The sequence below is a fragment of the Variovorax paradoxus genome (assembly GCF_022009635.1).
Classification (GTDB): Bacteria; Pseudomonadota; Gammaproteobacteria; order Burkholderiales; family Burkholderiaceae_C; genus Variovorax.
On record NZ_CP091716.1, the window covers coordinates 5,983,028 to 6,008,161 of the forward strand.

Genomic DNA, 25,134 nt, shown 5'->3' on the forward strand with positions numbered 1-25,134 from the left:
CTCAGTGGATACCAAAACAAAACCACACTGGAGACAGACACCCATGAACCGAATCGAGCAAGCCGCCGGCCTGCCCTCCAAGAAGAAGCAGAAGAAAAAGCGCGTGCCGGTGGCCCTTCCGGTGGCACTGCGCCATTGGGTCATCGGCGGCACATGCGCATTGATGGGCGGCCTGCCCGTGATGGCGCAGGCACAGGGGCAGGTCCAGGCGCAGCAGGTGTTCGACATCGGCGCCGGCGACCTGAAGACCGCGCTCGACGCCTACATCGCGCAGGGCGGCGTGCAGCTGCTCTACAAGGTCGATGACGTGAAGGGCATGGTCACGCGCGGCGTGAAGGGCGCGCTGGCGCCGCAGGAGGCGCTGTCGCGCATTCTCGAAGGCACGCCGCTGCTCACGCGCCGCGGCGACGACGGCGCCATCGTGATCCATGCCCCCGCGCCGGTGGCGTCGGCCAGGCCATCGACCGACGAGCCACAGTCGCTCGACAGCGTCACCGTCACGGCCACGCGCCGCCGCGAACCGGTGCGCGAAGTGCCGATGCAGGTCAACGTGATGAAGGCCGAGACGCTGGAGCGCGCCGGCGCCAAGAACCTGGCCGACTACGTGGCCGAGCAGCCGGGCGTGACCATGACCAGCAGCGGCAGCGTGGGCGGCATCCTGACGATGCGCGGGCTGACCACCGGCCCGGTGCAGGGCATTGCCACGGTCGGCGTGTATGTCGACGACGTGGCCACGGGGCTGAGCTCGTCCGGCGCGCTCGCCGGCTTCACGCCGCTGGACATGGGCATGCTCGACCTGAACCACATCGAGGTGCTGCGCGGCCCGCAGGGCACGCTGTACGGCGCCGGCGCCATGAGCGGCGTGCTCAAGTACGTGACCAACCAGCCCGACACGATGGAGTTCGCGGGCTCGGTGAAATTCGGCACCTCGTGGACCCAGCGCGGCGGCCCGGGCTTCACGACCGGCGCCGTAATCAACGTGCCGCTCAAGGAAGACGTGGCGGCCGTGCGCTTCGCCGCCTTCACCGACCAGCTCGGCGGGAGCTACAACGCGGTCGGCCCGGCACAGGGCCGCAACATCGACCGCGGCCATACCGACGGCGGCCGGGTGTCGCTGCTGCTCACGCCCACCAAGGAACTGACGGTGCGTCTGACGGGGACCGTGCAGGACGTGACCCGCCAGGGCCTGGGCTTCGAAGACATCGACAAGCGCACCCTTCGCCCGTGGGGCTTCGACCGCACGCGCCAGCTGTCTTCCCGCGAGCCCTACAACAACAAGACGCAGCTGTTCGGCCTGGACGTGGAATACGACTTCGGCTGGGCCCGCCTGAACTCGATCACCTCCGCGCAGGACGTGAAGATCACCAACACCGCCGACATCACCGGCCTCTACGGGCCGACGCTGAGCGCGCTGCGCATACCGGTGGCCTCGATACCGCTGAACAGCGTGGTCGAACAGCACCGCATCAGCCAGGAGTTCCGCCTGACCTCGCGCTCGGGCACCACCTTCGAGTGGCTGGCCGGCCTCTACCTGAACCGCGAACGCGGCAGCAACAACGGCGCGCTCGACGCCAACCTGCTGGGGGGCCTGGGCAGCATCGGCCTGCTGTCGTCGACGCAGTCCTCGCGCTACCGCGAAGTGGCCGCCTACGGCGACGTCACCTGGAACGTGACGCCCGCGTTCTCGCTCACCGGCGGCGTGCGGCTGGCGCGCAACAAGCAGAACTACGACAGCCACCAGAGCGGCCAGCTGGTCGGCCCGGTCACCGCCGACGCCACCGGCACTTCGTCGGAAAGCCCCACCACCTACCTTGCCGCCGCCAAGTACACGCTGTCGGAAACCAGCAACGTGTATTTCCGTGCCGCGAGCGGCTACCGCCCCGGCGGCCCGAACGTGCTGAAGGCCAACACCGACCGCAACATCGTGCAGCCGATGTTCAAGTCCGACTCGCTGTGGAGCTACGAGCTGGGCTACAAGGCCGACTTGCTGGACCGCACGCTGTCGCTGGAAGCCGCGCTCTACGACATCGAGTGGCGCGACGTGCAGCAGCCCACGCGCAACGGCGGCTTCGTGTTCGTCACCAACGCCGGCGCCGCCCGCGTCAAGGGCGGCGAGCTCACGCTCAACTGGAAGCCCAGCAAGGATTGGCGCTTCACCGCCAACGCCGCGCTCATCGATGCGCGCCTGACCGAGGACGCCAAGGGCCTGGACGCCAAGGCGGGCACGCGGCTGCCGCAGACGGCGCGCTTCGCGACCACGCTGGGCGTGACGCGCAACTTCAGCATCGCCGACCACCCGGCCTACTTCGGCGTCAGCGCGCGCTACACCGGCAAGCGCGACGCGGGCTACCCCGGCAGCGCGGTCATTCCGAGCATCAAGATGCCGGCCTACACGCTGGTCGACCTGCAGGCGGGCATCGACTTCCAGCGCTTCAGCCTCTCGGCCTATGTGCGCAACCTGGCGAACAAGCGCGGCATCCTGTCGATCGACACCGGCCTGGTCGCGAACCCGAACCTGGTGCAGGCGGCGCTGGCGCCGTCGCGCACCATCGGCATGACCGTCAACGTGCCGTTCTGAGATGTCGAGCCTCAATCCGCTGGCGGCCTCGTTGCCGCCGGACGCGACGGGCCCCGCAGCACAAGAGACGACAAGAAAAGCACCGTCCAGCGCCTGGTACGCGCTGGCGGTGCTGGTCATCGCGACGGTGCTGGGCTCGATCGACAAGGTCATCCTCACGCTGCTGACGGAGCCGATGCGCATCACGCTGTCGCTCTCCGACACGCAGCTGGGGCTGCTGCAGGGCGCGGGCATCGTGCTGTTCACCGGCATCGCCACGCTGCCCCTGGGCTGGCTCAGCGACCGCTACGACAGGCGCGTGGTGCTGGCCGCCTGCGTGCTGCTGTGGAGCGCCGCCACGGCCATGCGCGGCACCGCCATGGACTACGGCGTGCTGTTCATCGCCTCCATCGGCCTGGGTGTCGGCGAAGCCGGCCTCACGCCCATCACCAACAGCATGATCCCCGACCTGTTCCCGCGCGCGCAGCGGGTTCTGGCCAACGCGGTGTTCGCGCTGTCGGCCATCTTCGGCAGCGCGCTGGGCGCCCTGCTGGGCGGCACCGTGGTGCACCTGACGGACGATCTGCGCCACTGGCTGCCCGCCTCGATGCAGCACCTGGAAGCATGGCGGCTGACCTTCTTCGTGATGGCCAGCGCGGGCATTCCGGTGGCGCTGCTGGTGCTGTCGATCCGCAAGACCCGGCGCGGGGGCGCGCAACCTGTTTCTCCGGCGGCCGGCACCACGCCCGACGCCGCGCTGCCCGCCCCTCTTCAAGCCGATGCGGACGATGCGCACAGCACCGTCAGCTTCCGCGAGCACCTGCGCATGCACTGGCGCACCTTCGCGGGCCTGGTGATCGGCGCGGGCCTGGCGAGCATCGGCATGAGCTCGATCGGCACCTGGCTGCCGATCATGGCGGCGCGCCAGTACGGCATCACGCCGGCGCAGATGGGGCAAGGCATGGGGGTCGCCTTTCTCTGCGGCACGGTGATCGGCGGCCTGCTGGGCGTGGCGGCGATGCGCTACGTGCAGCCCCGCATGGGGCCGGCCGCCGCGCTGCGCATCATCATGCTGGGCAACCTCACGGCCGCGCTGTTGTCGTCGCTGCTGCTCTTCACGCGCTCGGCGACCGATGCATTCACGTTGCTGGCCCTGCTGGTCGTGCCGCTCATCAGCGGCGCGGTGCTGCTGCCCAACGTGCTGCAGGACGCGGCGCCGCCGCACCTGCGCGCCCGCACCATCGCGCTGCTCTCCGTGGCCGGCCTGCCGTTCGGCGTGCTGGGCCCGCTGGTGGTCGGCATGTTGTCGGACGCCCTCAAGTCCGTGCCCAACGGACTGGCCGTGTCCATCGTCGCCACGACGCTGATCGGCGGCGTCATGGGCGCCATGGTGTTGCGCGCCACCGAAGGCCCCTTCGTGCGGCTGATGCGCGCGGCGCGGCCCACCTGACGCCGCCGGATTCCTCCTCGTTCTTCCCAAACCCTCTCGTTGTCCTTCCATGTCACAACAACCCTCGCCTCCCCTGCCTGACACCAGACCCTCGCCCGCCGCCGCGGAAGCGGCCGCGCTGGCCGCCATCGACGCGTTGGTGACGCCCTTCAACCGCAGCGACGCACCCGGCATGGTGATGGGCATCGCGCGCAACGGCCGCCTGCTGTACCGCCGCGCCGTCGGCATGGCCAGCCTGGAAATGGGCGTGGCCAACACGCCGACCACGCGCATGCGCATCGCCTCCACCAGCAAGCACTTCACGGCAATGTCCATCCTGCTGCTGGCGGAAGACGGCCTGCTCGACGTGGACGACGCGGTGCAGAAGCACCTGCCCGAGATGCCACAACTGAGCGCCAACGGCCCCACGCTGCGTCACCTGCTGACCCACACGAGCGGCTGGCGCGGCCATGACGAACTGTGGGCCATCGCGCACGGCCTCACGTTCACGCCGCCCGGCCCGGGGCTGCCCGCGATGGCGCGCCAGAGCGAGCTGAACTTCGAGCCCGGCACGCACATGGTCTACAGCAACGGCGGCTACTTCCTGCTGGCGAAGATCGTCGAGCGCGTGAGCGGACAGAGCTTCGACGACTTCCTGAAGGCGCGCCTGTTCGGGCCGCTGGGCATGCCCGACACCGCGTCGGTCGTGACCGATCTCGACGTGGTTCCCGGCCTGGCCGGCCTCTACATTCCGTCGCCGCGCGGCGGATGGCAGCGCGGCCTGTACCCGTGCGAACTCGACGGCGGCGGCTCGCTGGTCTCGACGGTGGACGACATGCTGCGCTGGCTCGCGCACATGCGCAGCAGCGAGAAGACCGTGGGCAGCGCAAAGAGCTGGGCCCTGCTGTCCGAACCCACCACGCTGTCTTCGGGCTCCAAGGTGACCTACGGCTTCGGGCTGGCGCGCCACCCCTACCGCGGGGTCGAGATCGTCCATCACGCGGGTGCGGTGCTCGGCGCCCAGTCGCAGATGCTCAGCGTGCCCAGCCACGGGCTGGACATCATCGTCATGGTGAACGGCGCCGCGATAGCCCCGTCGCCGCTGGCGCTCAAGGTGGTCGAGCTGCTGCTGGGCGACGCGCTCCAGCCGCCTGAAGTACGGCCACAGGCCAGTGCCTTCCCCGCGCTGGTCGGCCAGAACTACCACGCGCCGTCCACCGGCAGCGTGATGGGCTTTTCCGACGTTGCGGGCCGGCTGTGCATGTCGTGGCAGGCCGGCGAGGCGAAGCCGATGCACCAGGGCGAAGGCAAGCTGTGGCTCGGCCTGCAGGACCTGCCGGTCAACGACCTCATGCTGGATGCCAGCGACATCGATCCGCAGCGCGCGCCCGACACGCTGGTGCTGCACGAAGGCGGCCAGCCGTGCCGCTTCGAGCGCATGAGCGAGACGGCGCCCGATGTGGCCTCGCTGGCCGAAGCGCTGTGCGGCGACTACACCAGCCCCGACCTCGACGCCACCGCGCAGATGGCGCTGGCGGGCGGCACGCTGCTGCTCACGGTGCGGGGCCGCCACGGCCAGCATGCCTGCGCGGTGACGCCCCTTTCGGCCGACTTGATGACGCTGGTCTCGACCGACCCGGTGCTGAGCCAGATGGGCAAGTCGGTCCTCAACGTGGAGCGCAAGGAGGGCCGCGTCGTGGGACTGCGGCTGAGCACCCTGCGCACCCGAAACATCCACCTTGTACGCCAGGAGCCACGCGCATGAAGTTCTTCACCACACTCTTCGCCACCGAGACCAACACCTTCGTCTCCGCCCCCACCGGGATGGGCAGCTTCGAGGAATACGGCATCTTCCGCGGCGACTCCAGCACGCGCGACGCATCCGGCTACGGCATGTTCGCGGTGGAAGTGCGCAAGCAGCTGGCCGCCGAAGGCCACGAGCTGGTCGAGAGCCTGCTGGCCTTCGCACAGCCGCTGGGGCGCACCGTGCGCTCGGTGTACGAGAGCCTGCGCGACGAGATCCTTGCCGACCTGCGCGACGCCGGCCCGGTGGACGGCGTGATCCTGGTGCTGCACGGCGCCATGGTGGCCGACGGCTGGGACGACTGCGAAGGCGACCTGATCTCGCGCGTGCGCGCCATCGTCGGTCCGAAGGTGACCATCGGCGTGTCGCTCGACCTGCACTGCCACTTCACGCAGCAGATGCTGACCGAGTCGGACGTGATCATCTGCTACAAGGAATATCCGCACACCGACGCGGTGGACCGCCTGCAGGAGCTGGTGCGCATCGTGGTGGACACCGCGCAGGGCCGCGTGCAGCCGGTCACGGCCGTGCACGACTGCCGCATGGTGGGCAAGTGGCACACCACGCGCGAGCCCATGGCCGGCTTCGTGCGCCGCATGCAAGCCTGCGAGAAGCTGCCCGGCGTGCTGTCGGTGTCGCTGGGCCATGGCTTCCCGTGGGCCGACGTGCCGGAATCCGGCGCCAAGCTGTGGGTGGTGACGGACAACGACCCCGCGCTGGCCGCGAAGCTGGCCGATGAACTGGGCCGCGAGTTCTGGGACCTGCGCCACCAGACCGGCGTGCCTTCGCTCTCCATCGACGAGACGCTGGAGCGGGCCATGGCCACGCAAGGCGGCCCGGTGGTCATCGCCGACACGGCCGACAACGCCGGCGGCGGCGCCACCAGCGACAGCACCTTCATGCTGCGCGCGATGATCGAGCGCGGCATCGCCGACGTGGCCTTCGGCGGCGTCTGGGACCTGGGCGCGGTGCAGCTGTGCCGCGACGCGGGCGTCGGCGCCAGCTTCGAGCTGCGGCTGGGCGGCAAGTGCGGCCCGGCCTCGGGCGACCCCATCGACCTGCACGTGACTGTCAAGGCCGTGCGGGAAGCCCATTCGCAGCGCGGCCTGGCAGCGGGCAACCACACGCCCATGGGCCCCTGCGTGTGGGTGCAGGCGGCTAACGGCGTGGACATCGTGCTCATCAGCAAGCGCAACCAGGTCATCGGGACCGACCTCTTCACCGGCCTGGGCATCGACCTGGCGGCCAAGAAGCTGGTGGTGGTGAAGTCGGCGCAGCACTTCCACGCGGAGTTCGGCCCCATCGCCAAGTCGGTGCTGTACGTGTCGACACCGGCCGCGCTGAGCACCGACTTCGCCAACCTGCCCTACCGCGTGCGCGATCTCGACTACTGGCCGCGCGTGGAAGAACCGAAGCGCGGCGCGCCTGCATTGCCGTTGCCGGCGGACGGACGCGGCATGCCCGCGCCCGGCGAGCTGTACACCGTCGACGGACGCAGGATGCACCTGCAGCGCAGCGGCCCCGCGCCGGCCGATGCGTCGCAGCCCACGCTGGTGCTCGAAGCCGGCGGCGGCTGTGCCTCGCCGATCTACGCGCGCCTGCAGCAGGCGCTGTCGGCCAAGTACCCGGTGATCAGCTACGACCGCGCCGGCATGGGCTGGAGCGAAGCCGACGACGCGCCCTTCGACGGAGAGCGCAACGCGCGGCATCTGCATGCGCTGCTGGCCGCGGCCGGCGTGACCGGCCCGATCGTGCTGATCGGCCATTCGCTCGGCGGCCTGCTCAACCGCATCTACACCGGCCTGTACCCGGAGCAGGTGGCCGGTGTCGTGATGCTCGACGCCAGCCATCCCGAGCAGTTCGAGGCGTTCAAGGGCCTGCCGGCGGAACAGCTGGCGCCGGAGCGCAAGAAGCGCGCCGAGTTTCAGGCCAACGGCGTTGCGCCGCCGGACTTCGCGCCGGTCCAGGCCATCTTTGCCGACATGCCTCATGTGCTGCGCCAGATGGCCGCGAACTACACGCCCGAAACCGTCGACACGATGGTGAAGGAGCACGACGGCCTTCAGCATGTCGCACGGCAGGCCGGCGCATCGCCGGACCTGGGCACGCGTCCGCTCGCGGTGCTGTCGGCCACGGTCATGCAGCAGCTGCCGCCCGGTGCCGAGGAAGGCGCCGAAGTGCAGCGGCGCTGGCCCGAATACCAGGAGGCGCACACGGCGCTGTCGAAGCGCAGCCGCCTGCATCGCATCGAAGGCGCGGAGCACATGACGCTGGTGGTGCTGCCGCCTTTCGTGAGCCGCATTGCGCAAGAGGTCGACTGGGTCATGGCGGAGCTCGGATGCGCACGGTGACGCCGCTCGCACACACGGCGCTCGGCGAGCTGACCACGCCGGCGCTGCTGCTCGACAGCACGGTCCTCGAACGCAACTGCGATGCGATGGCGCAGCGCGCTGCACGCCACGGCGTGGCGCTGCGCCCGCACCTGAAGACTTCCAAGTCGGCCGAGGTGGCGCGCCTGGCCACCCGCGGCCACAGCGGCGCGATCACCGTGTCCACCGTGGCCGAGGCCGACTACTTCGCGCGCTACGGCTTCCTGGACCTGACCTACGCGGTGGGCATCAGCGCCGGCAAGATCGATGCGCTGCATCGCGTGCAGCGCATGCACAACGCCCGCATCACCCTGCTTGCGGATTGCGTCGAAGCGGTGCGGGCGGCGGCCGCGCGTGCGCGCGCCGTCGGCGCGAGCTTCAGCCTGCTGATCGAGGTCGACACCGGCGGCGGCCGCGGCGGCATCGCGCCCGACGATGAGAAAGCACTGATCGCCGTCGCCGCCGAAGTGCAGCGCAGCGAATCGCTGACGCTGGCCGGCGTGCTCACCCACGCCGGCCACAGCTACCACGCGGAGGGGCTGGATTCGATCCGCGCCATTGCGGAAGCCGAGCGCGCCGGCGCGGTGCGTGCCGCCGAGTGCCTGCGCGCGGCGGGCTTCGTGGTGGATGTGGTCAGCGTGGGCGCCACGCCGACCGCCGTGTGCGCCGAGCGGCTGGACGGCGTCACCGAAATGCGCCCCGGCGTCTACACCTTCTTCGATCTCGACCAGGCCGCGCGCGGCATCTGCGGCATCGAGGACATCGCGCTGTCGGTGCTGGCCACCGTGATCGGCCACAACCCGCGTTCGCGCCGCGTGCTCATCGACGCCGGCGCGCTCGCGCTGTCGAAGGACGCATCGGCGGCCGAGTTCCGCGACGGCCTGGGCTTCGGCCTGGTGTGCCGCGCGGACGGCACCACGCCGCTGCCCGGACTGCGCGTGGCCGAGCTGCACCAGGAGCACGGCCTCGTCGCCATCGAAGGCGATGGCGACGACGACCTGCGGGCCATGTTCGAAGCGCTGCCCATCGGCAGCCGCGTGCGCATTCTTCCGCACCACGCCTGCATGACCGCGGCGCCCTACGACCGCTACCACGTGGTGCGCGGCACCGGCGCGAGCGTGCATGCCGTATGGGGCAAGGCCCTTGGCTGGCGCGCAGCCTGACCGGGCGCCCGCACCGCCCCCCGTTTAGTTTTTTGGAGTCACTCATGATGAAGACCTTTTTCGCGAAGCTGATGGCCGCGGCCGCTCCGCTCGCCCTGGCGCTTTCCCTGACCGCCGCGCCCAACGCCGCCCATGCCCAGGCCACGCCGGAATCCGCGCCCGCCACCGCGACGGCGGCGGACCCTTCGGCTGCCGGTGCCACGGCTCCCGCACCCACAGCGCCGGCCGCGGTGCCGGCAGCCGCCGCGACCAAGGTCGACAACCCCTACGGCATCGGCGCGCTCTGGGCGCAGAGCGACCTGGTGGCCAAGGTCGTGCTGGCCATCCTCGCGATCATGTCGATGGGCAGCTGGTACGTGATCGTCACCAAGCTGCTCGAGCAGATGCGCATGGGCCGGCAGGCGAAGGAAGTCGACAACGAGTTCTGGAACGAACGGACCGTGCAGGCCGGCACCGCCAAGCTCGCCGAAGGCAGCCCCTTCCGCTTCATCGCCGATGCGGGCGTGCACGCCACGCGCAAGCATGACGGCCTGCGCGGCAAGGTCGACTTCGCGGACTTCGTGGACCTGTGCATCCATCGCGCCACCGAACGCGTGCAGCGGCGCCTGAGCAACGGCATGTCGCTGCTGGCCACCGTGGGTTCCACCGCTCCTTTCGTCGGCCTGTTCGGCACCGTCTGGGGCATCTACCACGCGCTCACCGCCATCGGCATCGCCGGGCAGGCATCGATCGACAAGGTGGCCGGCCCGGTGGGCGAATCGCTCATCATGACCGCCATCGGCCTGGCCGTGGCCGTGCCCGCAGTGCTGGGCTACAACTGGCTCCTGCGCCGCAACATCTCGGTGATGGACGACGTGCGCGAATTCAGCGGCGAGCTGCATTCGGTGATCCTGGCCGGCAGCGCCCCGGCCTGACCCGCCGCGCCACCGCACGGAACCGGACCACATCATGGCGATGAACATCCCATCCGCCGGCGGCGACGAGGAACAGGCCATCGCGGCCATCAACACCACGCCGCTGGTCGACGTGATGCTGGTGCTGCTGATCATCTTCCTCATCACCATCCCGGTGGTCAATTACTCGGTGCCCGTGGAGGTGCCGAAGCAGCGCAACGAGGTGCGCGAGAGCAAGCCCGACACCGTCGTGCTGTCGGTGGACTCGGCCGGACGCATCTACTGGTACGACACGCCGGTGCGCGACGTGAACCACCTGGCGCAGCGGCTGAAGAAGGTGGCCGCCCTCACCCCGCAGCCCGAGGTGCACATCCGCGGCGACTGGCACTCGGTGTACGAGCCGGTGGGAAAGATCATCTACGCGTGCCAGTCGGCCGGCATCGTCAAGGTCGGCTTCATCACCGAGCCGCCCGCGCGCAACTGAGAACACACACAGCCATGCGAAAAGAAAAGCAGGGGCGCCGCAGCGGCACCCCGACCGACGAGCCCATGATGGACATCAACACCACGCCGCTGATCGACGTGATGCTGGTGCTGCTGATCATGCTGATCATCACCATCCCGATCCAGCTGCACGCGGTGAACCTGAACATGCCCAACGGCAACCCGCCGCCCAGCGACATCAAGCCCGAGGTGCTGCGCGTGGACATCGACGAGCGCAGCACCGTGCTGTGGAACGGCGAGGCCGTGGCCGAGCTGTCCGAAGTCGAGCGGCGCTTCGAGCAGGTCGCCGCGCAACCGGTGCAGCCCGAAGTGCACCTGCGCCCCGACAAGCATGCCCGCTATGACGTGGTGGCCGGCGTGATGGCTTCGGCGCAACGCTCGGGCCTGACCAAGCTGGGCATCATGGGCTCGGAGCAGTTCATCCCATGAGCCGCGCCAACGACTTCGACCCCAAGTCCCGCTTCGGCCCGGTGGGCATCGGCGTGATGGTGCTGTTCCATGTGCTGGTGGGCTACGCGCTTATCTCGGGCCTGGCGCGCAAGACCATCGAGATGATCAAGAAGCCGATGGACGCGACCATCATCGCCGAGGTGAAGGTGCCGCCACCGCCGCCTCCCCCGCCGCCGCCACCGAAGAAGATCGTCCGGCAGGAGACGCCGAAGACGCCGCCACCGCCGCGCCCGGCCTACGTGCCGCCGCCGGCGGTGACTCCGCCGCCGAGCACCGCGCCCGCCATCACCGCGGTGCAGAGCACCGAGCCGGTGGCGCCGCCACCCGCCGCGCCGCCGGCACCGCCCGCCCCGCCGGCACCGCCGCAGGCGGTGTCCACCGACATCGCGGTGGCATGCCCGAGGCAGGTGAAACCCGAGATGCCGCGCAAGGCGCTGGACGAAGGCATCAGCGGTGTCGTCAAGGCCGAGGTACGCATCAAGGGCGGCCGCGTGACGGAGGTGCGCTTTCTCTCCGGGCCCAAGGTCTATCAATCGGCGGTGCGCTCGGCGGTGATGCGCTACGAATGCCAGACCACGGGCGATGCGGAAGTCGTGGCAACGCAGGAGTTCGTCTTCAAGATCGAATGAGGCAGGCGGGCAGGAGACCTCAGCGCCGGTACCAGCCGTAGCTCGGGTGGTACCAGCCCCAGCCACCGTGCACGCGGTAACGCCACGCATACCCCGGCCCCGGCATCGCATAGGTCGGCCTGACATAGACAACGCCTGCCGGAACAACGTAGGCGGGCCGCACGACGACGACTCTCGGACGCACGACATGGGCAGGCCGCACCAGCACCAGCGGCGGCGGACCGACGACCACCGGCTGGGCCCGCGCGGACACGGTGGTCGCCAATGCACCGGCGAATGCAAGAAGGAGCGTGCCGAGCCCCAGCAAGGTCGAAGCACGTGATTTCATAAGAGTTCCTTGATGGCCGTGGGCCAGATGAAAAACGAGAAGACCGGAGCGAAGAAACGGCCCGCTTCAGCGCCAGCCGCGATGCCAGCCGTAGACGGGGTGATGCCAGCCCCAGCCGTAGCGCGGGTGGTATTGCCACACGAAGCCCGGGCCCGGAATGGCATAGGTCGGCCCGATGTAGGCCACCCCCGGGGGAGCGACATAAGCGGGACGCACGACCGCCGGCGCCACCACGCAACCGGACAACACAAGGGCAGACAGGGTCGCGACCACAAACGAAGAACGGACGATCATTGAAAGTCTCCCAAGACCGCTGAATCAGCGTGTGAGTTGAACGCGCCGATCTTTTCGAATCCGTCGCGCGACCCGAAAAATATTTCTCGCGCCGGCGCCGTGGGCTTTTCAAGCGCTCTGGAAGCCTTTCAATTGCCTTTCATGCTCTTCGCTTCGCGAGGTGGGTTTACGGCGCGCGCCACCAGCGGTTGCGTAAATTCAACGCAGCTTTACGGTCCGTTCATCAAATCGCCTGCGCCTGCGGACGAACATGCAGGTTCCGGCAGACACCGATCGATGTCGTTCTTTTCGACCGATCCCGCCGGGCCGCATGACGCAAAGGAAGAAGACGGTATGGCATCCAATGCATTGCAACCCATGGGCCACACGGCCCTTTCCCGATCCCCCGAACCCGCGTCCGAAGCGGCGATTCCCGAGCTGGTGGCGCAGGTGTACGAGTCGGCGCCCACCGACGACCGCCGCCGTCTCGTCGAGACACTGCTGCGCCCGCTGGGCGTGCTCTCGCTGGTGGCGATCGCCAATGGCATCTTCGCGAAGATCCGCTTCCGCAACGCGGGGCAGGACCTGAACGTGCGCATCGACGACCTGCAGAACGTGTACGCCGCCGACATGATGGCGCTGGTCCATCACGCGCAGCAGGTCAGCGTCGAGACCGTGGACAGCCTCGCGCAGCTGCTCGGCAGCTCGGGCGCGCTGGCCGGCTCCGCGGCGGCGGCGCTGCTCATCGGGCTGCTGGTGCAGCGTGCGCGCGCACGGCATGCCGCGCAGCAGGCGCAGCCGGTCGACGACGCCTCCCTGGACCCGCTCTGAACATGCGCGGCAGCCCATCTTCCAAGGCCCGCGCCCACGGCGGGCCACGGCGCTTCCGCCTGGCGGACATCACGGTGCAGGTGCCTTTCGACGCCACGGACGACGACCGCGTCTGCCTGCTGCGCGCCTCGGGCGTGCCGCTGGACGAAGCCGGAGAAATCATGCGCGGCTTCCTGTTCGAACGCACCAGCCATCGGCCCGACTGCTGCACGATCCTGCGCTGGTTCGACGAAGACTCCATCGGCGGCGTGCGCGGCGTGGAGGCGCACGACGAGGCGCTGCCTCACCACTCGTAGCGGTAGCCCACGCCGTAGACCGAGAACAGGATCTCGCGGTCCGGAAAGACCGTGGCGATCTTGCGGCGCAGCTTCTTGATGTGGCTGTCGACGGTGCGGTCCTCGACCACGCGGCCGTCGACATACATCGCGTCGATGAGCTGGGCGCGCGTGAAGATGCGGCCGGGCTGCCGCACCAGGATGCCGAGCAATTGAAATTCGACGGTGCTCAGGTCGAGTTCGCAGCCCAGGTGGAAGACAACCTGGCGGCGCTGCGCATCCTGGAACAACAGTCGCAGGTGCAGCAGCGCGCGGCGGCATCGGCACACGAAGCGGTGGTGCTGACGACCAATCAGTACGAGGCGGGGACTGCTGCGTATACGGCCGTGGTTACGGCGCAGGTTACTGCGCTGACGGATGAGCAGAGTCTGTTGACTACTCAGGGGAGCAGGTTTGCGGCGAGCGTGGCGCTGGTGGCTGCGTTGGGTGGGGGGTGGGATGGGGCGATGGGCAGTCCGGCGAAGGATGCGCACTGAGGCGGCGGCTTGCCGGGCAAGCGTGCACGGCAACTGAAACATCGCCCTGCGGTGGCGTGGATATACTGCGCGCCGTCATGCCGGAGACGGCGTGATCGGGATTGGCGTCCCGAGCAACCCGCTGCGACGCAAGCCGCAGTGTCCCGCACCATCGAGCAAGCCTCGATGCGTCTCGGATGCGGCGGTTTCAATAAACCGCAATCCCCTTGGAGGCCGATCATGGCTGCATCCATTCACGTTCCCTCGTTCCCCGAAACCTCCGCCGAATCGCTCGCGCTGCAGGCATGCGACGAAGTCGACAGCCTGCACGAGCTGCAGAACGCCTATACGGGCCTAGAAAAGCTCATCGCCTCGCAGCATTTGAATGACACGGAGGAAATCTGCACGACCCGCACCGAACTCAGTGCGCTCGTGCGGGTGGTCAACGAGGAACTGCGACGGCGGATCGGGGCGGCGGACCTTACGTTGCAATCGCTTCGGGTCGCGCTGACGGCGCCCGGCGGGCAATAGGATTGCCAGCTTCAACCTTATTCAACAGGCAGGCCGCACCATGAATGCGCAGTCCAAGCTCTCCACAGGCCGCACCGAGCTGCAGCATCCGGTGCTCGGCCAGCTCAAGTGCGTGTACGCCTATGAAGTCGCGCCGATGTGGTACGCCCAGTACGGAATCCGGCTGAGGCCGCTTCCCGTCGCGCAAACCTGGGAGCTGGCGAAGAAGCTGCCTCTCTTCGGCCAGCCCGACGCCCTCACCGTCAGGGTTTCCTCGGCCGACTGGACCAAGGTTCTGGCTGGCACGCATACGGAAGGCGACCTTTCAGAAGGCCAGGTGGATGCATACGAAGCCTTCGTGCGAGGCCTGGTTTCGATCGAAGCGCAGGTAGCGCAAGGCGTCTTCGACCACTACCACCAGTGCCTCGAATGGACCGACTACGGGCATGACGACTTCAAGCCGGTCGCAAGTCCCGAACCGCTGCTGCGTCAATGCCATCAATGGGAACTGCAGATCGGGGTACAGCGAGGCGACAGCTCATCGCGCTTCGAGTTGCTGTGCAGATGCCCCTGGGACGAGGAGCATGGGTTCTGTGCGGAGTTCAGGGGTGGGAAGTTGGTGGCGCTGGATTGATTCGAGCAGCGGTCGGTCGTGCGAAACGAGCCGAGTCGACGTGAAATACAGCTATGACTGGCGGAGAGTGTGAGATTCGAACTCACGGACGCTTTCACGTCGGCAGTTTTCAAGACTGCTGGTTTAAACCACTCACCCAACTCTCCGGAACCTGCGATTTTAAGCCGACGACAGCGCCCTACTCCCCGTCCGGCAGGAACATCGCCTGCAGATCGCTCAGAAAGTCCAGCCCGCGTTCGGTGGGCCACACCCGGAACAGGTCGCGCGCCAGGAGCCCCTTGCGTTCGGCTTCTTCCAAGCCGCGCTGGATGGCGGTCATCGCGAGCCCCGTGCGCTCGCTGAACTGGGGCAGCGTGAAGCCGGCCTTCAGCCTCAGCGCATTGAGCATGAATTCGAACGGCAGGTCGGCCAGCGCCACTTCGTCGCTCTGCGACACGGCTGCACCGGCGCGGGCGTTCTCCATGTACAGCCGCGGCTCGCGGTAGCGCACCTGGCGCACGATGCGGTGCGCAAAGCTCAGCTTGCTGTGCGCGCCAGCGCCTATGCCAAGGTAGTCGCCGAATTCCCAGTAGTTGCGGTTGTGTCCGCAGGCATGGCCTTCGCGCGCATAGGCCGACACTTCATAGCGCGTCATGCCGGCGGCGCTGGTGCGTTCGGTGATGCGGTCGAGCATCTCGTAGGCGATGTCGTCCTCGGGCAGCGTGGGCGGAAACTTGGCGAACCAGGTGTTGGGCTCGATGGTCAGGTGGTACACCGACAGGTGCGGCGGCGCGAGCGACAGGGCTTGCGAAAGGTCGGCGTCCAGGCCCTCGAGCGTCTGGCCCGGCAGGGCGTACATCAGGTCGAGGTTGAAGGTGTCGAAGGCGCTCGCGGCCTCTTCGACTGCCGCAATGGCCTGTGCGCGGTCGTGCACGCGGCCCAGGGCCTTCAGGTGCTCGTCGTTGAAGCTCTGCACGCCCACCGACAGGCGCGTGACGCCCGCTGCGCGGTACGCGCGGAAGCGGTTGCGTTCGAAGGTGCCGGGGTTGGCTTCCAGCGTGATCTCGCAGTCGGGCGCGAGCTTCAGGCGCGCGCGCACATCGCCCAGCAGGCGGTCGATGGCTTGCGGCGAGAACAGGCTCGGCGTGCCGCCGCCGATGAAGATGGTGTGCACGGTACGCCCCCAGATGAGGGGCAGCGCCGCGTCGAGGTCAGCCACGAGCGCGTCGATGTACGCCTGCTCGGGAATGCCGTCGATGTCGGCCTCGCTGGCGGCGCGCCATTCGTGCGAATTGAAGTCGCAATACGGGCACTTGCGCAGGCACCACGGCAGGTGGATGTAGAGCGACAGCGGCGGCAGCGCGCTGAGCTGCAGCGGGCCGGGCCGCATCCAGTGCAGCACGTCGTTGGCCTGCGGCGCGCCGGTGGGCTGCGCCGGCTGGATAGGGAAGACGGTGGCCATTACGCAGGCAGCCAGCGTTCGCGCATCAGGGCCAGCATGGCCTGCGCCGCGCGGCCGCGGTGGCTGTTGGCGTTCTTGATCTCGGGCGTCAGTTGGGCGAAGGTTTTGCCGAAGCTCGGCAGGTACATCACGGGGTCGAAGCCGAAGCCGTTCTCGCCCACGGGCTGGGGCGCAATTTCGCCGACGACGCGGCCCACGGCAATGAGCGGCTCGGGGTCGTCGTGGCTGCGCAGCGCGACCAGCGTGCTGACGAGCGCGGCGCGCCGGTTGACGACGCCGCTCATCTGCTCGAGCAGCGCCTTCACGTTGTTGGCGTCGCCCTTGGCGTAGCCGAACTGGGTGGCGTAGTAGGCGGTGTCGACGCCCGGCAGGCCGCCGAAGGCGTCGACGCACAGGCCGGCGTCGTCGGCGATGGCCGGCAGGCCGGTGGCGGCGCTGGCGTGGCGCGCCTTAGTCAGCGCGTTCTCGACGAAGGTGCGGAAAGGTTCTTCAGCCTCGCCCACGCCCAGCGCCGATTGCGGCACGAGGGTGACGGCCAGTTCCGCGAACAGTTGCTGGAGTTCGGCGAGCTTGCCTGCGTTGTTGGAAGCCAGAACCAGTTTCATAGAAAGTCAAAGTGGCTGTGGCGCCTGCCTTTGCAAGCAGACGCCAATAGCTGGGGTGGTCAGTTGGCGGCGAGCAGCGCCTGCTTCTGCAGGGTCACGAGTTCGCCGATGCCTTTTTCGGCAAGGCCGAGCAGGCTGTTCATTTCGTCGCGGGTGAAGGCCACGCCTTCGGCGGTGCCCTGCACTTCGACGAAGTGGCCGGCGCCGGTCATGACGACGTTCATGTCGGTGTCGCAGGCCGAGTCTTCGGTGTATTCGAGGTCGAGCAGCGGCGTGCCTTCAACGATGCCCACCGAGATGGCGGCCACGTGGCCCTTGATGGGCGACGCAGCCAGGGTGCCGGCGGCGATGAGCTTGTTGACGGCGTCCTGCGCGGCCACGAAGGCGCCGGTGATGGCCGCGGTGCGGGTGCCGCCGTCGGCCTGCAGCACGTCGCAGTCGAGGTGGATGGTGCGCTCGCCCAGGGCGGCCAGGTCGAACACGGCGCGCATCGAGCGGCCGATGAGGCGCTGGATTTCCTGCGTGCGGCCGGTCTGCTTGCCCTTGGCGGCCTCGCGGCTGCTGCGGGTGTGGGTGGCGCGCGGCAGCATGCCGTATTCGGCCGTGACCCAACCTTCGCCGCTGCCCTTCTTGTGCGGCGGCACTTTTTCTTCGACCGAGGCGGTGCACAGCACGCGGGTCTGGCCGAACTCGATCAGCACCGAGCCTTCGGCGTGGATCGTGAAGCCGCGGGTGATGCGCACCGGGCGCAGCTGGTCGGCGGCACGGCCGCCGCTTCGTGTGAAAGCAGTCATTGTTTGAGACTCGAAAGAGGAAAAAAAGGAACGAACGGCGCGCTCAGGTCTTGCGGGCGGCCGAGCGGCGAATGGCTTCGTTGATCTCGGCGATGGAGCGCTCGATGGCGTCTTCGTCGAGGTCGTCGATCTCGTTGTCCGACGGCATGCCGGCCTGGATGGTGGAGGCGAACACGCCGTCCTCGATGGTTTCGGTGGACACGCCGCTGCGGTCGTCGCCCGCGCTGTCGGGCATTTCCCATTCGAGGGCGATGAGGGTGACGTTGTCGCTGTGGGCGCCGCCCTTGCGCAGCGCCATTTCGGCGAGGTCGGGGGCGGCGTCGGACACGGGCTTGCCGGAGGACAGCGTGTGCACGATGAGCGCGTCGTCGAGCACGCCCCACACGCCGTCGGAGCACAGCATGATGCGGTCGCCGCGCTGCAGCTGCAGCGGGCTCGACACGTCGAACAGCGGCGTGGTCGGCGAGCCCAGGCAGGTCAGCAGCAGGTTGCGGTTGACGGGTGTGTCGGCGCCGTGCGGCTTGGGGCGCTCGGCGTGGGAGTGATCGCGCGTGCGGGTCAGCAGGCGGCCGTCGCGCACCACGTACAGGCGCGAGTCGCCGCAGTGCATCCAGGTGGCGGTGGTGCCCTGGAGCACGGCCGCGACCACGGTGGTGCGCGGCGTGTCGAGCATGGCCTTGTGGCTGGCGTAGCGCATGATCTGCTGGTGCGCGGCCATGGCCGATTCGGCCAGGAAGGCCTTCACGTCCTTCACGATCGGGCGGGCTTCGCGCTGGTAGAGCGCGGCGATGGTCTGCAGGGCCAGCTGCGCCGCGACTTCGCCTTCCGGATGGCCGCCCATGCCGTCGGCCAGCACGAACAGGCCCGATTCCCGCGTGTAGCAATAGCCCATGCGGTCTTCGTTCTTGAGACGGCCGCCCTTGCGGCTGACCTGGAAGACGGAAAATTTCATGGTGATGTCATGCGGGGCGCGTGGTGGGCGCGGCGGCCTTGGGCAGGCTCTTCTTGTCGAAGGAGCGGATGTTGTCGATGGACAGCCGCACCTTTTCGCCCACGGTGAGCTTGGTGTAGCGGCGCTCGCCCTCGCGGCTGAGTTCCTTCTGCAGCGCGAAGACCGATTGCGGGCGCGACAGCGGATCGAGCGACATGCACCACTCGACCACCTCGATCAGGTTGTCCGAATACACCCCGCGCAGGCGCGACAGCGACAGGCTGAGGCGGTCTTTCTCGATGCGCCGGGGGGCGTCGTTGGGCGGATAGCCCTGCATGCAGGCGTAGATGCAGGCGCCGATGGCGTAGATGTCGGTCCAGGGGCCCATGGACGAGTCGCGCCGGTACATCTCGGGGGCCGCGAAGCCGGGGGTGTACATGGGGCGGATGAAGATGCCTTCCTTGCTGAGCACTTCGCGCGCGGCGCCGAAGTCGATGAGCACGGCACGGTCGTCGTCGGTCACGAAAATGTTGGCCGGCTTGATGTCCAGATGCAACATCTTGTACTGGTGGACGATGCGCAGCCCGCGCAGGATTTCGTCGAACAGCGACCGGATGGTGGATTCGCGAAAGACCTTCTGCTTCTTCAGGTCGCGCGCCGTGACCACGAAATCCTGAAGGGTCGCGCCCTCCAGGTAGTTCATGACCATGTAGACAGTCTCGTTCTCGCGGAAGAAATTGAGCACGCTGACCACCGACGCATGCGAGATCTGCGCAAGCGAGCGGCCTTCCTCGAAAAAGCTCTTGAGCCCCAGCCGGTAGAGGGACAGCTTCTCGGGCGGCACCTGGGGCGCCAGCTCGTCGGGGCCCCGGGTGGCGAGCGACGACGGCAGGTATTCCTTGATGGCGACCTGCTGTCCGGCGGGGTCGATGGCGAGATAGACGACACCGAAACCACCCGCGGAAAGCCGGCGTACAACGCGGTATCCGCCAATGACCGTATCGGGCAGCAGGGGCGAAGGCTTGACCTTTGACATAATCCGGGAGTTTCGCCCGAAGGCGATGGTGCGGCAAGCGAACGCCGTGCCGACGCCTCGGTGCTTGCAAGCAAAACCACAGTGAGGCGCAATGCCAGTTTACAGCATGACCGGCTACGCCAGCGGCCAAAATGGGTCCGCAGGCAGCCACTCCGAAGCCGAATCACGGCCCTCCGCGGCGGGCCGGCTCGGGGTCGAAATCCGCTCGGTCAACAGCCGCTTCCTCGATCTCACCTTCAAGTTGCCGGAGGAATTGCGCCAGCATGAAACCGCGCTGCGCGAGCTGCTCACGGGCAAGCTCAAGCGTGGCAAGGTCGAGGTGCGCGCGGCCATCGAGAACACCGCCCAGGCGGGCGTCGTCGAGCCCTCCGTCAAGCTGCTCCAGCGGCTCAACGGGGTGCAGGACAGCATCAAGGCCTGGCTGCCCGGCGCCCGTGAGCTGAGCGTGGCCGACGTGCTGCGCCTGGCCGGCGGCGACAGCGCCGCCCGCGGCGACTGGGGCCCCGACCTGCTCGAGGTGACCGGCAAGGCGCTCGACGGCCTGATGTCGGCCCGCCAGCGCGAAGGCGCCCGGCTGGCCAAGATGCTCGAGGCCCACCTGGCCCAGCTGCGCACCCTGGTGCAGCAGGCCGGGCCGCTGGTGCCGCAGCTGGTCGAACAGCAGCGCACCCGCTTCCTGGAGCGCTGGAAGGAGGCCATGGGCCTGACCGAAAGCACCGGCGGCACCCTCCCCGAGGCCGCCCAGGACCGCGCGCTGACCGAGGCCACCGCCTTCGCGATCCGCATCGACGTGGCCGAGGAGCTGACCCGCCTGAACTCGCACCTCGACGAGATCGAGCGCCTGCTCAAGAAGGGCGGCGAAATCGGCAAGCGCCTCGACTTCCTCATTCAGGAACTGCACCGCGAGGCCAACACCCTGGGCTCCAAGTCGGCAGCCCTGGAGCTCACGCGCATAGGCGTGGACATGAAGGTCCTGATCGAGCAGATGCGCGAGCAGGTCCAGAACATCGAATGACGAGCGCAAGCATGGATTACCCCGGCAATATCTTCGTGGTGGCGGCGCCCAGCGGCGCCGGCAAATCGAGCCTGGTCAAGGCACTCATGGAACTCGATTCGGCCGTCCAGCCATCGGTTTCCCACACGACTCGCTCGCCGCGCGGGCAGGAAAAACACGGCCGCGAGTACTTTTTTGCCTCGCCGACCGAGTTCGACGCGCTGATCGCGGCCGACGGCTTCGTGGAATGGGCGCATGTGCACGGACACCGCTACGGCACGTCCAAGAAGGCCATCGAGGAGCGGATCGCCCAGGGGGCCGACGTGATCCTCGAAATCGACTTCCAGGGCGCCCTGCAGATCCGCAAGACCTTCGCCAACGCGGTCATGATCTTCATCCTGCCGCCGAGCTGGGAAGAACTGCGCTCCCGGCTCGAACGGCGCGGCGAAGACAGCGCCTCGGTGATCGAGCTGCGCCTGAAGAACGCCGCCGAAGAGATGGCCCGGGCGGGGGAATTCGACTTCGTTATAATCAACGAGTTATTTGAGCGCGCGCTTTTCGATCTCAAGGCGATCGTCCACGCTCAGCGGCTCCGGTATTCCGCACAGCGCCGTGCGCGTGCCGACACATTCGCCGCACTGAACATCCCCTGATATCCGAGTTCACCGCTCACTGACAGAAAGATTCTCATCATGGCCCGCATCACCGTCGAAGATTGTCTGACCCAGATCCCGAACCGCTTCCAGCTCGTGCTGGCCGCAACGTACCGCGCGCGCATGCTGAGCCAGGGCCACGCCCCCAAGATCGAGAGCAAGAACAAGCCCGCCGTCACTGCCCTGCGCGAAATCGCCGAAGGCAAGATCGGCATCGAAATGCTCAAGAAGGTGCCGGGCTGATCTGACGCAGCCCTGCAACGAAAAGGCACCGCAATGCGGTGCTTTTTTTATGTCCGGACGCGTCCACGGAGCGGTCACGCTAAAGTGGTAGCCATGAGCGCGGTAGCCAAACATCAGTCCCATGCCACCAAGGGCACGCCGAAGCCGAGCCCGGCGGCGCTGAACGCGGCCGCAGCAAGCTTTGCCGCATTGACGGCGCGGCTCGATTACCTGAGCCCCGAAGACACCGAGCTGGTTCGCCGTGCCTACCGCTTCGCCGACGAGGCCCACCTCGGGCAATTGCGCAACAGCGGCGAGCCGTACATCACCCACCCGATCGCAGTGGCGGCGCAATGCGCCGAATGGAAGCTCGACGCGCAGGCCCTGATGGCCGCCCTGCTCCACGACGCCATCGAAGACTGCGGCGTGACCAAGCCCGAGCTGATCGAACGCTTCGGCGCCCCGGTGGCCGAGCTGGTCGACGGGCTCACCAAGCTCGACAAGCTGCAGTTCAACACGCGCGAAGAAAACCAGGCCGAGTCGTTCCGCAAGATGCTGCTGGCCATGGCGCGCGACGTGCGCGTCATCCTCGTCAAGCTGGCCGACCGCACGCACAACATGCGCACGCTGGCCGATGCGCCACGGGAAAAATGGGCACGCATCTCGCGCGAAACGCTCGAGATCTACGCCCCCATCGCGCACCGGCTCGGGCTGAACCAGACCTATCGCGAGCTGCAGGAGCTGTCGTTCCGGCACCTGAAACCATGGCGCTATGCCACGCTTTCCAAGGCGGTGGCCAAGGCCCGCGGCCGACGCCGCGACCTGATTCAAAAAGTACAGAAAGAGGTCGAGACCGCCTTCTCGGCCGCCGGCATGACGCTGCGGATCGCGGGGCGCGAGAAAACGCTCTATTCGATCTACCGCAAGATGGAAGAAAAACACCTGAGCTTCGCCCAGGTGACCGACATCTACGGCTTCCGCCTGATCGTGCCGAACGTGATCGCCTGCTACACCGGCCTGGGCATCCTGCACCAGATGTACAAGCCGCTGCCGGGCAAGTTCAAGGACCACATCGCGATCGCCAAGCTCAACGGCTACCAGTCGCTGCACACCACGCTCGTGGGGCCGGCCGGCGTGAGCGTTGAATTCCAACTGCGGACCGAGGCGATGCACGTGGTGGCCGAATCCGGCGTCGCCGCGCACTGGCTCTACAAGGCCGCCGAGCCGAACGCGGCCAGCAACGACCGCCTGGGCACCAAGTGGCTGCAGTCGCTGCTCGACATTCAGGACGAGACCCGCGACGCCGCCGAGTTCTGGGACCACGTCAAGGTCGACCTGTTCCCCGACGCGGTCTACGTGTTCACGCCCAAGAGCCAGATCATGGCGCTGCCGCGCGGCGCCACGGTGGTCGACTTCGCCTACGCCATTCACAGCAACATCGGCGACCACACCTCGGCCGCCCGAATCAACGGCGACCAGGTGCCGCTGCGCACCGAGCTCAAGAACGGCGACGTGGTCGAGGTGATCACCGCGCCGGTGTCGACGCCCAACCCGGCCTGGCTCGGCTTCGTGCGCACCGGCCGCGCCCGCTCCAAGATCCGCCATTACCTCAAGACGCTGGCGCATGCCGAGTCCGAAGGCCTGGGCGAAAAGCTTCTGGCGCAGGCGCTGCGTGCCGAAGGCCTGAGCAAGCTGCCCGAGGAAGACGACGAGCATCAGGCGCTGTGGGAAAAGCTGCTGCGCTTCACCGGCAACCGCACCCGCGCCGAATTGCTGACCGACGTCGGCCTGGGCAAGCGCATCGCCAGCATCGTCGCCAAGCGGCTCGTGGCCATGCTCTCTGAACTGGGCGAACGCCCTGACGCACTGCTGCTGAGCCGCGAGCGCTTCATCTCGCACGAAACCGTGTCGCAGGGCGCGGTCACGCTGGACGGCAGCGAGAACTCCTCGGTGCGTTTTGCGCTGTGCTGCCGCCCCATTCCCGGCGACCAGATCGTCGGCTACCTCGGGCACGGCGAAGGGCTGGTGGTGCACACCGAAGAATGCGGCGTGGGCCAGCGCCTGCGCCACAAGGACAGCGAACGCTTCTTTGCAGTGGAATGGGCCGACGAGCCCACGCGCGCCTTCGAGACCGGCGTGGTCATCACCGTGCGCAACGACAAGGGCGTGCTGGCGCGAGTCGCCGCCACGCTGGCCGATGCCGAAGCCGACATCACGCACGTCGAAATGGCCGACGAGACGCCGCAGGACTCGACCGACCTGCGCTTCGTGATTGCGGTGCGCGACCGCGCGCATCTCGACACGGTGCTGCGCGCAGCGCGCCGGACCGCGTCGGTGCTGACGGCGTCGAGGACCGTGCCCGTCCCCTGACCGGGCCTTGCTTGCCGCGGCTTCAGGCCGCGGCGGGTCGCGGGGCCGGGTAACTCACCGAAAGAATCTCGACCTCGTGCGCGCCACCCGGCGTCACGAGCTTCACCACGTCGCCCTCGCGCGCCTTGAGCAACGCCCGAGCGATCGGTGAAATCCAGCTGACCTGCGACTTGGCGCTTTCCGCCTCGTCGATGCCGAGGATCGTGACGCTGCGCTCATCGCCCGTTTCGTCCGCATAGCGCACCGTGGCGCCGAAGAAGACCTGGTCGCGGCCATGGTGCACCGACGGGTCGGTGATCTCGGCGATTTCGAGGCGCTTGGTGAGAAAGCGGATGCGGCGATCGATTTCGCGCAGGCGCTTCTTGCCGTAGAGATAGTCGCCGTTCTCGGAGCGATCGCCGTTCTTGGCGGCCCAGTGCACGGTCTCGACGATCTTCGGCCGCTCCTCGTCCATCAGGTGCAGCAGCTCGTCGCGCAAGCGCGCATAGCCGTCGGGGGTGATGTAGTTCTTGCCGCCCGCGGGCAGCGGAGGCGATGCGCCATCGGCGCCGTCGTCGTCTCCATCCGCTTCGGTTTCCTTGGTGAATGCCTTGCTCACGCAGATCCTCCAAATGAAAAAAGCCCGCAACTTTCGTTGCGGGCTTTCCTTGTAGTGGTGCGGCTGGCAGGAATTGAACCCACGACCCCTTGGTTCGTAGCCAAGTACTCTATCCAACTGAGCTACAGCCGCACAGCTTGCAATTATAGCCTGCCTTTTGCGCTCTTTTCTGGGTTTTCCGAAGAGAGCCCAGCGGAGCCAACAAAGAAAAAAGCCCGGAAGACGAATCTTCCGGGCTTTTCAACAGGTGGTGCGGCTGGCAGGAATTGAACCCACGACCCCTTGGTTCGTAGCCAAGTACTCTATCCAACTGAGCTACAGCCGCT

General features: G+C 67.8%; 26 protein-coding genes, 3 tRNA genes and 2 pseudogenes. 19 read left to right on the forward strand and 12 right to left on the reverse strand.

The genetic code is table 11. The features are described from left to right. Positions 1–43: 43 nt before the first annotated feature. The 10 genes and pseudogenes from L3V85_RS27825 (at position 44) to L3V85_RS27870 (ending at position 11,798) form a co-directional block, all read left to right on the forward strand. Positions 44–2,578 carry a TonB-dependent receptor domain-containing protein gene (locus tag L3V85_RS27825; RefSeq protein ID WP_237675885.1) on the forward strand — a complete coding sequence of 845 codons (2,535 nt, stop codon included), beginning with the start codon at positions 44–46 and terminating at the stop codon, positions 2,576–2,578. Position 2,579: 1 nt separating this feature from the next. Then, on the forward strand, positions 2,580–4,007 hold the full coding sequence (locus L3V85_RS27830; RefSeq protein ID WP_237675886.1) for an MFS transporter: 1,428 nt from the start codon (positions 2,580–2,582) through the stop codon (positions 4,005–4,007). 49 nt (positions 4,008–4,056) lie between these two features. Next, a complete protein-coding gene (locus L3V85_RS27835; protein ID WP_237675887.1) occupies positions 4,057–5,751 on the forward strand; it encodes a serine hydrolase domain-containing protein in 1,695 nt (564 codons plus the stop codon). Continuing rightward, a pseudogene (locus L3V85_RS27840) lies at positions 5,748–7,187 on the forward strand (M81 family metallopeptidase); the annotation flags it as partial. The gene L3V85_RS27835 and the pseudogene L3V85_RS27840, both read left to right, overlap by 4 nt. Before the next feature lie 159 nt (positions 7,188–7,346). Then, a pseudogene (locus tag L3V85_RS27845) lies at positions 7,347–8,141 on the forward strand (alpha/beta fold hydrolase); the annotation flags it as partial. Then, positions 8,138–9,322 carry an alanine racemase gene (locus tag L3V85_RS27850; RefSeq protein WP_237675888.1) on the forward strand — a complete coding sequence of 395 codons (1,185 nt, stop codon included), beginning with the start codon at positions 8,138–8,140 and terminating at the stop codon, positions 9,320–9,322. The pseudogene L3V85_RS27845 and the gene L3V85_RS27850, both read left to right, overlap by 4 nt. 44 nt (positions 9,323–9,366) lie before the next feature. Beyond that, positions 9,367–10,236 carry a MotA/TolQ/ExbB proton channel family protein gene (locus L3V85_RS27855; protein WP_237675889.1) on the forward strand — a complete coding sequence of 290 codons (870 nt, stop codon included), beginning with the start codon at positions 9,367–9,369 and terminating at the stop codon, positions 10,234–10,236. Between the two features lie 34 nt (positions 10,237–10,270). Then, positions 10,271–10,699 carry an ExbD/TolR family protein gene (locus tag L3V85_RS27860; RefSeq protein WP_237675890.1) on the forward strand — a complete coding sequence of 143 codons (429 nt, stop codon included), beginning with the start codon at positions 10,271–10,273 and terminating at the stop codon, positions 10,697–10,699. A gap of 14 nt (positions 10,700–10,713) precedes the next feature. After that, entirely contained in the window at positions 10,714–11,148 is a 435-nt protein-coding gene (locus tag L3V85_RS27865) for an ExbD/TolR family protein (RefSeq protein WP_237675891.1), read from the forward strand. Then, on the forward strand, positions 11,145–11,798 hold the full coding sequence (locus L3V85_RS27870) for an energy transducer TonB (protein ID WP_237680724.1): 654 nt from the start codon (positions 11,145–11,147) through the stop codon (positions 11,796–11,798). Before L3V85_RS27865 ends, L3V85_RS27870 begins: the two co-directional genes overlap by 4 nt. A gap of 19 nt (positions 11,799–11,817) precedes the next feature. Here L3V85_RS27870 and L3V85_RS27875 read toward each other — a convergent pair whose 3' ends face one another. After that, positions 11,818–12,126: a hypothetical protein gene (locus L3V85_RS27875; protein WP_237675892.1), complete on the reverse strand. Its 309-nt coding sequence runs from the start codon at positions 12,124–12,126 to the stop codon at positions 11,818–11,820. A 66-nt stretch (positions 12,127–12,192) separates the two neighbouring features. Next, a complete protein-coding gene (locus L3V85_RS27880) occupies positions 12,193–12,420 on the reverse strand; it encodes a hypothetical protein (RefSeq protein ID WP_237675893.1) in 228 nt (75 codons plus the stop codon). A gap of 333 nt (positions 12,421–12,753) precedes the next feature. On the opposite strand from L3V85_RS27880, the gene L3V85_RS27885 reads away from it, so the two are divergent. Both L3V85_RS27885 and L3V85_RS27890 read left to right on the forward strand, forming a co-directional pair. After that, entirely contained in the window at positions 12,754–13,230 is a 477-nt protein-coding gene (locus L3V85_RS27885) for a hypothetical protein (RefSeq protein ID WP_237675894.1), read from the forward strand. A 2-nt stretch (positions 13,231–13,232) separates the two neighbouring features. Beyond that, a complete protein-coding gene (locus tag L3V85_RS27890; protein WP_237675895.1) occupies positions 13,233–13,526 on the forward strand; it encodes a hypothetical protein in 294 nt (97 codons plus the stop codon). Here L3V85_RS27890 and L3V85_RS27895 read toward each other — a convergent pair. Then, a complete protein-coding gene (locus tag L3V85_RS27895; RefSeq protein WP_237675896.1) occupies positions 13,514–13,717 on the reverse strand; it encodes a winged helix-turn-helix domain-containing protein in 204 nt (67 codons plus the stop codon). The genes L3V85_RS27890 and L3V85_RS27895 overlap by 13 nt on opposite strands. On the opposite strand from L3V85_RS27895, the gene L3V85_RS27900 reads away from it, so the two are divergent. The 3 genes from L3V85_RS27900 (at position 13,718) to L3V85_RS27910 (ending at position 15,164) form a co-directional block, all read left to right on the forward strand. Then, the gene (locus L3V85_RS27900; protein WP_237675897.1) at positions 13,718–14,041 is read left to right on the forward strand and encodes a TolC family protein; all 324 of its coding nucleotides are present in this window, start codon (positions 13,718–13,720) and stop codon (positions 14,039–14,041) included. A 219-nt stretch (positions 14,042–14,260) separates the two neighbouring features. Continuing rightward, the gene (locus tag L3V85_RS27905) at positions 14,261–14,551 is read left to right on the forward strand and encodes a hypothetical protein (RefSeq protein ID WP_237675898.1); all 291 of its coding nucleotides are present in this window, start codon (positions 14,261–14,263) and stop codon (positions 14,549–14,551) included. Between the two features lie 40 nt (positions 14,552–14,591). Continuing rightward, positions 14,592–15,164 (forward strand): DUF6985 domain-containing protein, encoded by a 573-nt coding sequence (locus L3V85_RS27910; RefSeq protein ID WP_237675899.1) that lies wholly within the window; start codon positions 14,592–14,594, stop codon positions 15,162–15,164. Positions 15,165–15,222: 58 nt separating this feature from the next. Here L3V85_RS27910 and L3V85_RS27915 read toward each other — a convergent pair. The 6 genes from L3V85_RS27915 to L3V85_RS27940 all read right to left on the reverse strand — a co-directional run bounded on the left by L3V85_RS27915 (position 15,223) and on the right by L3V85_RS27940 (position 19,971). Next, positions 15,223–15,310: transfer RNA gene (locus L3V85_RS27915), tRNA-Ser, on the reverse strand. A 32-nt stretch (positions 15,311–15,342) separates the two neighbouring features. Continuing rightward, positions 15,343–16,605 (reverse strand): radical SAM family heme chaperone HemW, encoded by a 1,263-nt coding sequence (gene hemW / locus L3V85_RS27920; RefSeq protein WP_237675900.1) that lies wholly within the window; start codon positions 16,603–16,605, stop codon positions 15,343–15,345. Then, entirely contained in the window at positions 16,605–17,210 is a 606-nt protein-coding gene (rdgB, locus tag L3V85_RS27925; protein WP_237675901.1) for an RdgB/HAM1 family non-canonical purine NTP pyrophosphatase, read from the reverse strand. The genes hemW and rdgB overlap by 1 nt, the downstream gene beginning before the upstream one ends. Before the next feature lie 59 nt (positions 17,211–17,269). Next, positions 17,270–18,004 (reverse strand): ribonuclease PH, encoded by a 735-nt coding sequence (gene rph, locus L3V85_RS27930; protein WP_237675902.1) that lies wholly within the window; start codon positions 18,002–18,004, stop codon positions 17,270–17,272. Between the two features lie 43 nt (positions 18,005–18,047). After that, complete coding sequence (locus L3V85_RS27935; RefSeq protein ID WP_237675903.1) at positions 18,048–18,956, reverse strand: PP2C family protein-serine/threonine phosphatase; 909 nt, start codon at positions 18,954–18,956, stop codon at positions 18,048–18,050. A 7-nt stretch (positions 18,957–18,963) separates the two neighbouring features. Further along, positions 18,964–19,971: a serine/threonine protein kinase gene (locus L3V85_RS27940; RefSeq protein ID WP_237675904.1), complete on the reverse strand. Its 1,008-nt coding sequence runs from the start codon at positions 19,969–19,971 to the stop codon at positions 18,964–18,966. 91 nt (positions 19,972–20,062) lie between these two features. Between L3V85_RS27940 and L3V85_RS27945 the strand changes: the two genes are divergently transcribed. From L3V85_RS27945 to L3V85_RS27960, 4 genes are all read left to right on the forward strand, one after another. After that, the gene (locus L3V85_RS27945; RefSeq protein ID WP_237675905.1) at positions 20,063–20,986 is read left to right on the forward strand and encodes a YicC/YloC family endoribonuclease; all 924 of its coding nucleotides are present in this window, start codon (positions 20,063–20,065) and stop codon (positions 20,984–20,986) included. Between the two features lie 11 nt (positions 20,987–20,997). Beyond that, positions 20,998–21,618, forward strand: a complete 621-nt coding sequence (gene gmk, locus L3V85_RS27950) for a guanylate kinase (protein ID WP_130421691.1) — start codon at positions 20,998–21,000, stop codon at positions 21,616–21,618. Between the two features lie 39 nt (positions 21,619–21,657). Beyond that, a complete protein-coding gene (rpoZ, locus tag L3V85_RS27955) occupies positions 21,658–21,861 on the forward strand; it encodes a DNA-directed RNA polymerase subunit omega (protein WP_119555556.1) in 204 nt (67 codons plus the stop codon). 93 nt (positions 21,862–21,954) lie between these two features. After that, complete coding sequence (locus L3V85_RS27960; protein WP_237675906.1) at positions 21,955–24,210, forward strand: RelA/SpoT family protein; 2,256 nt, start codon at positions 21,955–21,957, stop codon at positions 24,208–24,210. Positions 24,211–24,232: 22 nt separating this feature from the next. Here the strand turns inward: L3V85_RS27960 and greB are convergent, their stop codons facing one another. The 3 genes from greB to L3V85_RS27975 all read right to left on the reverse strand — a co-directional run bounded on the left by greB (position 24,233) and on the right by L3V85_RS27975 (position 25,133). Next, positions 24,233–24,808, reverse strand: coding sequence for a transcription elongation factor GreB (gene greB / locus L3V85_RS27965; protein WP_237675907.1), 576 nt, complete (start codon positions 24,806–24,808; stop codon positions 24,233–24,235). A gap of 55 nt (positions 24,809–24,863) precedes the next feature. Next, positions 24,864–24,940: transfer RNA gene (locus L3V85_RS27970), tRNA-Arg, on the reverse strand. 116 nt (positions 24,941–25,056) lie between these two features. After that, positions 25,057–25,133, reverse strand: a tRNA-Arg gene (locus L3V85_RS27975). Position 25,134: the final 1 nt, after the last annotated feature.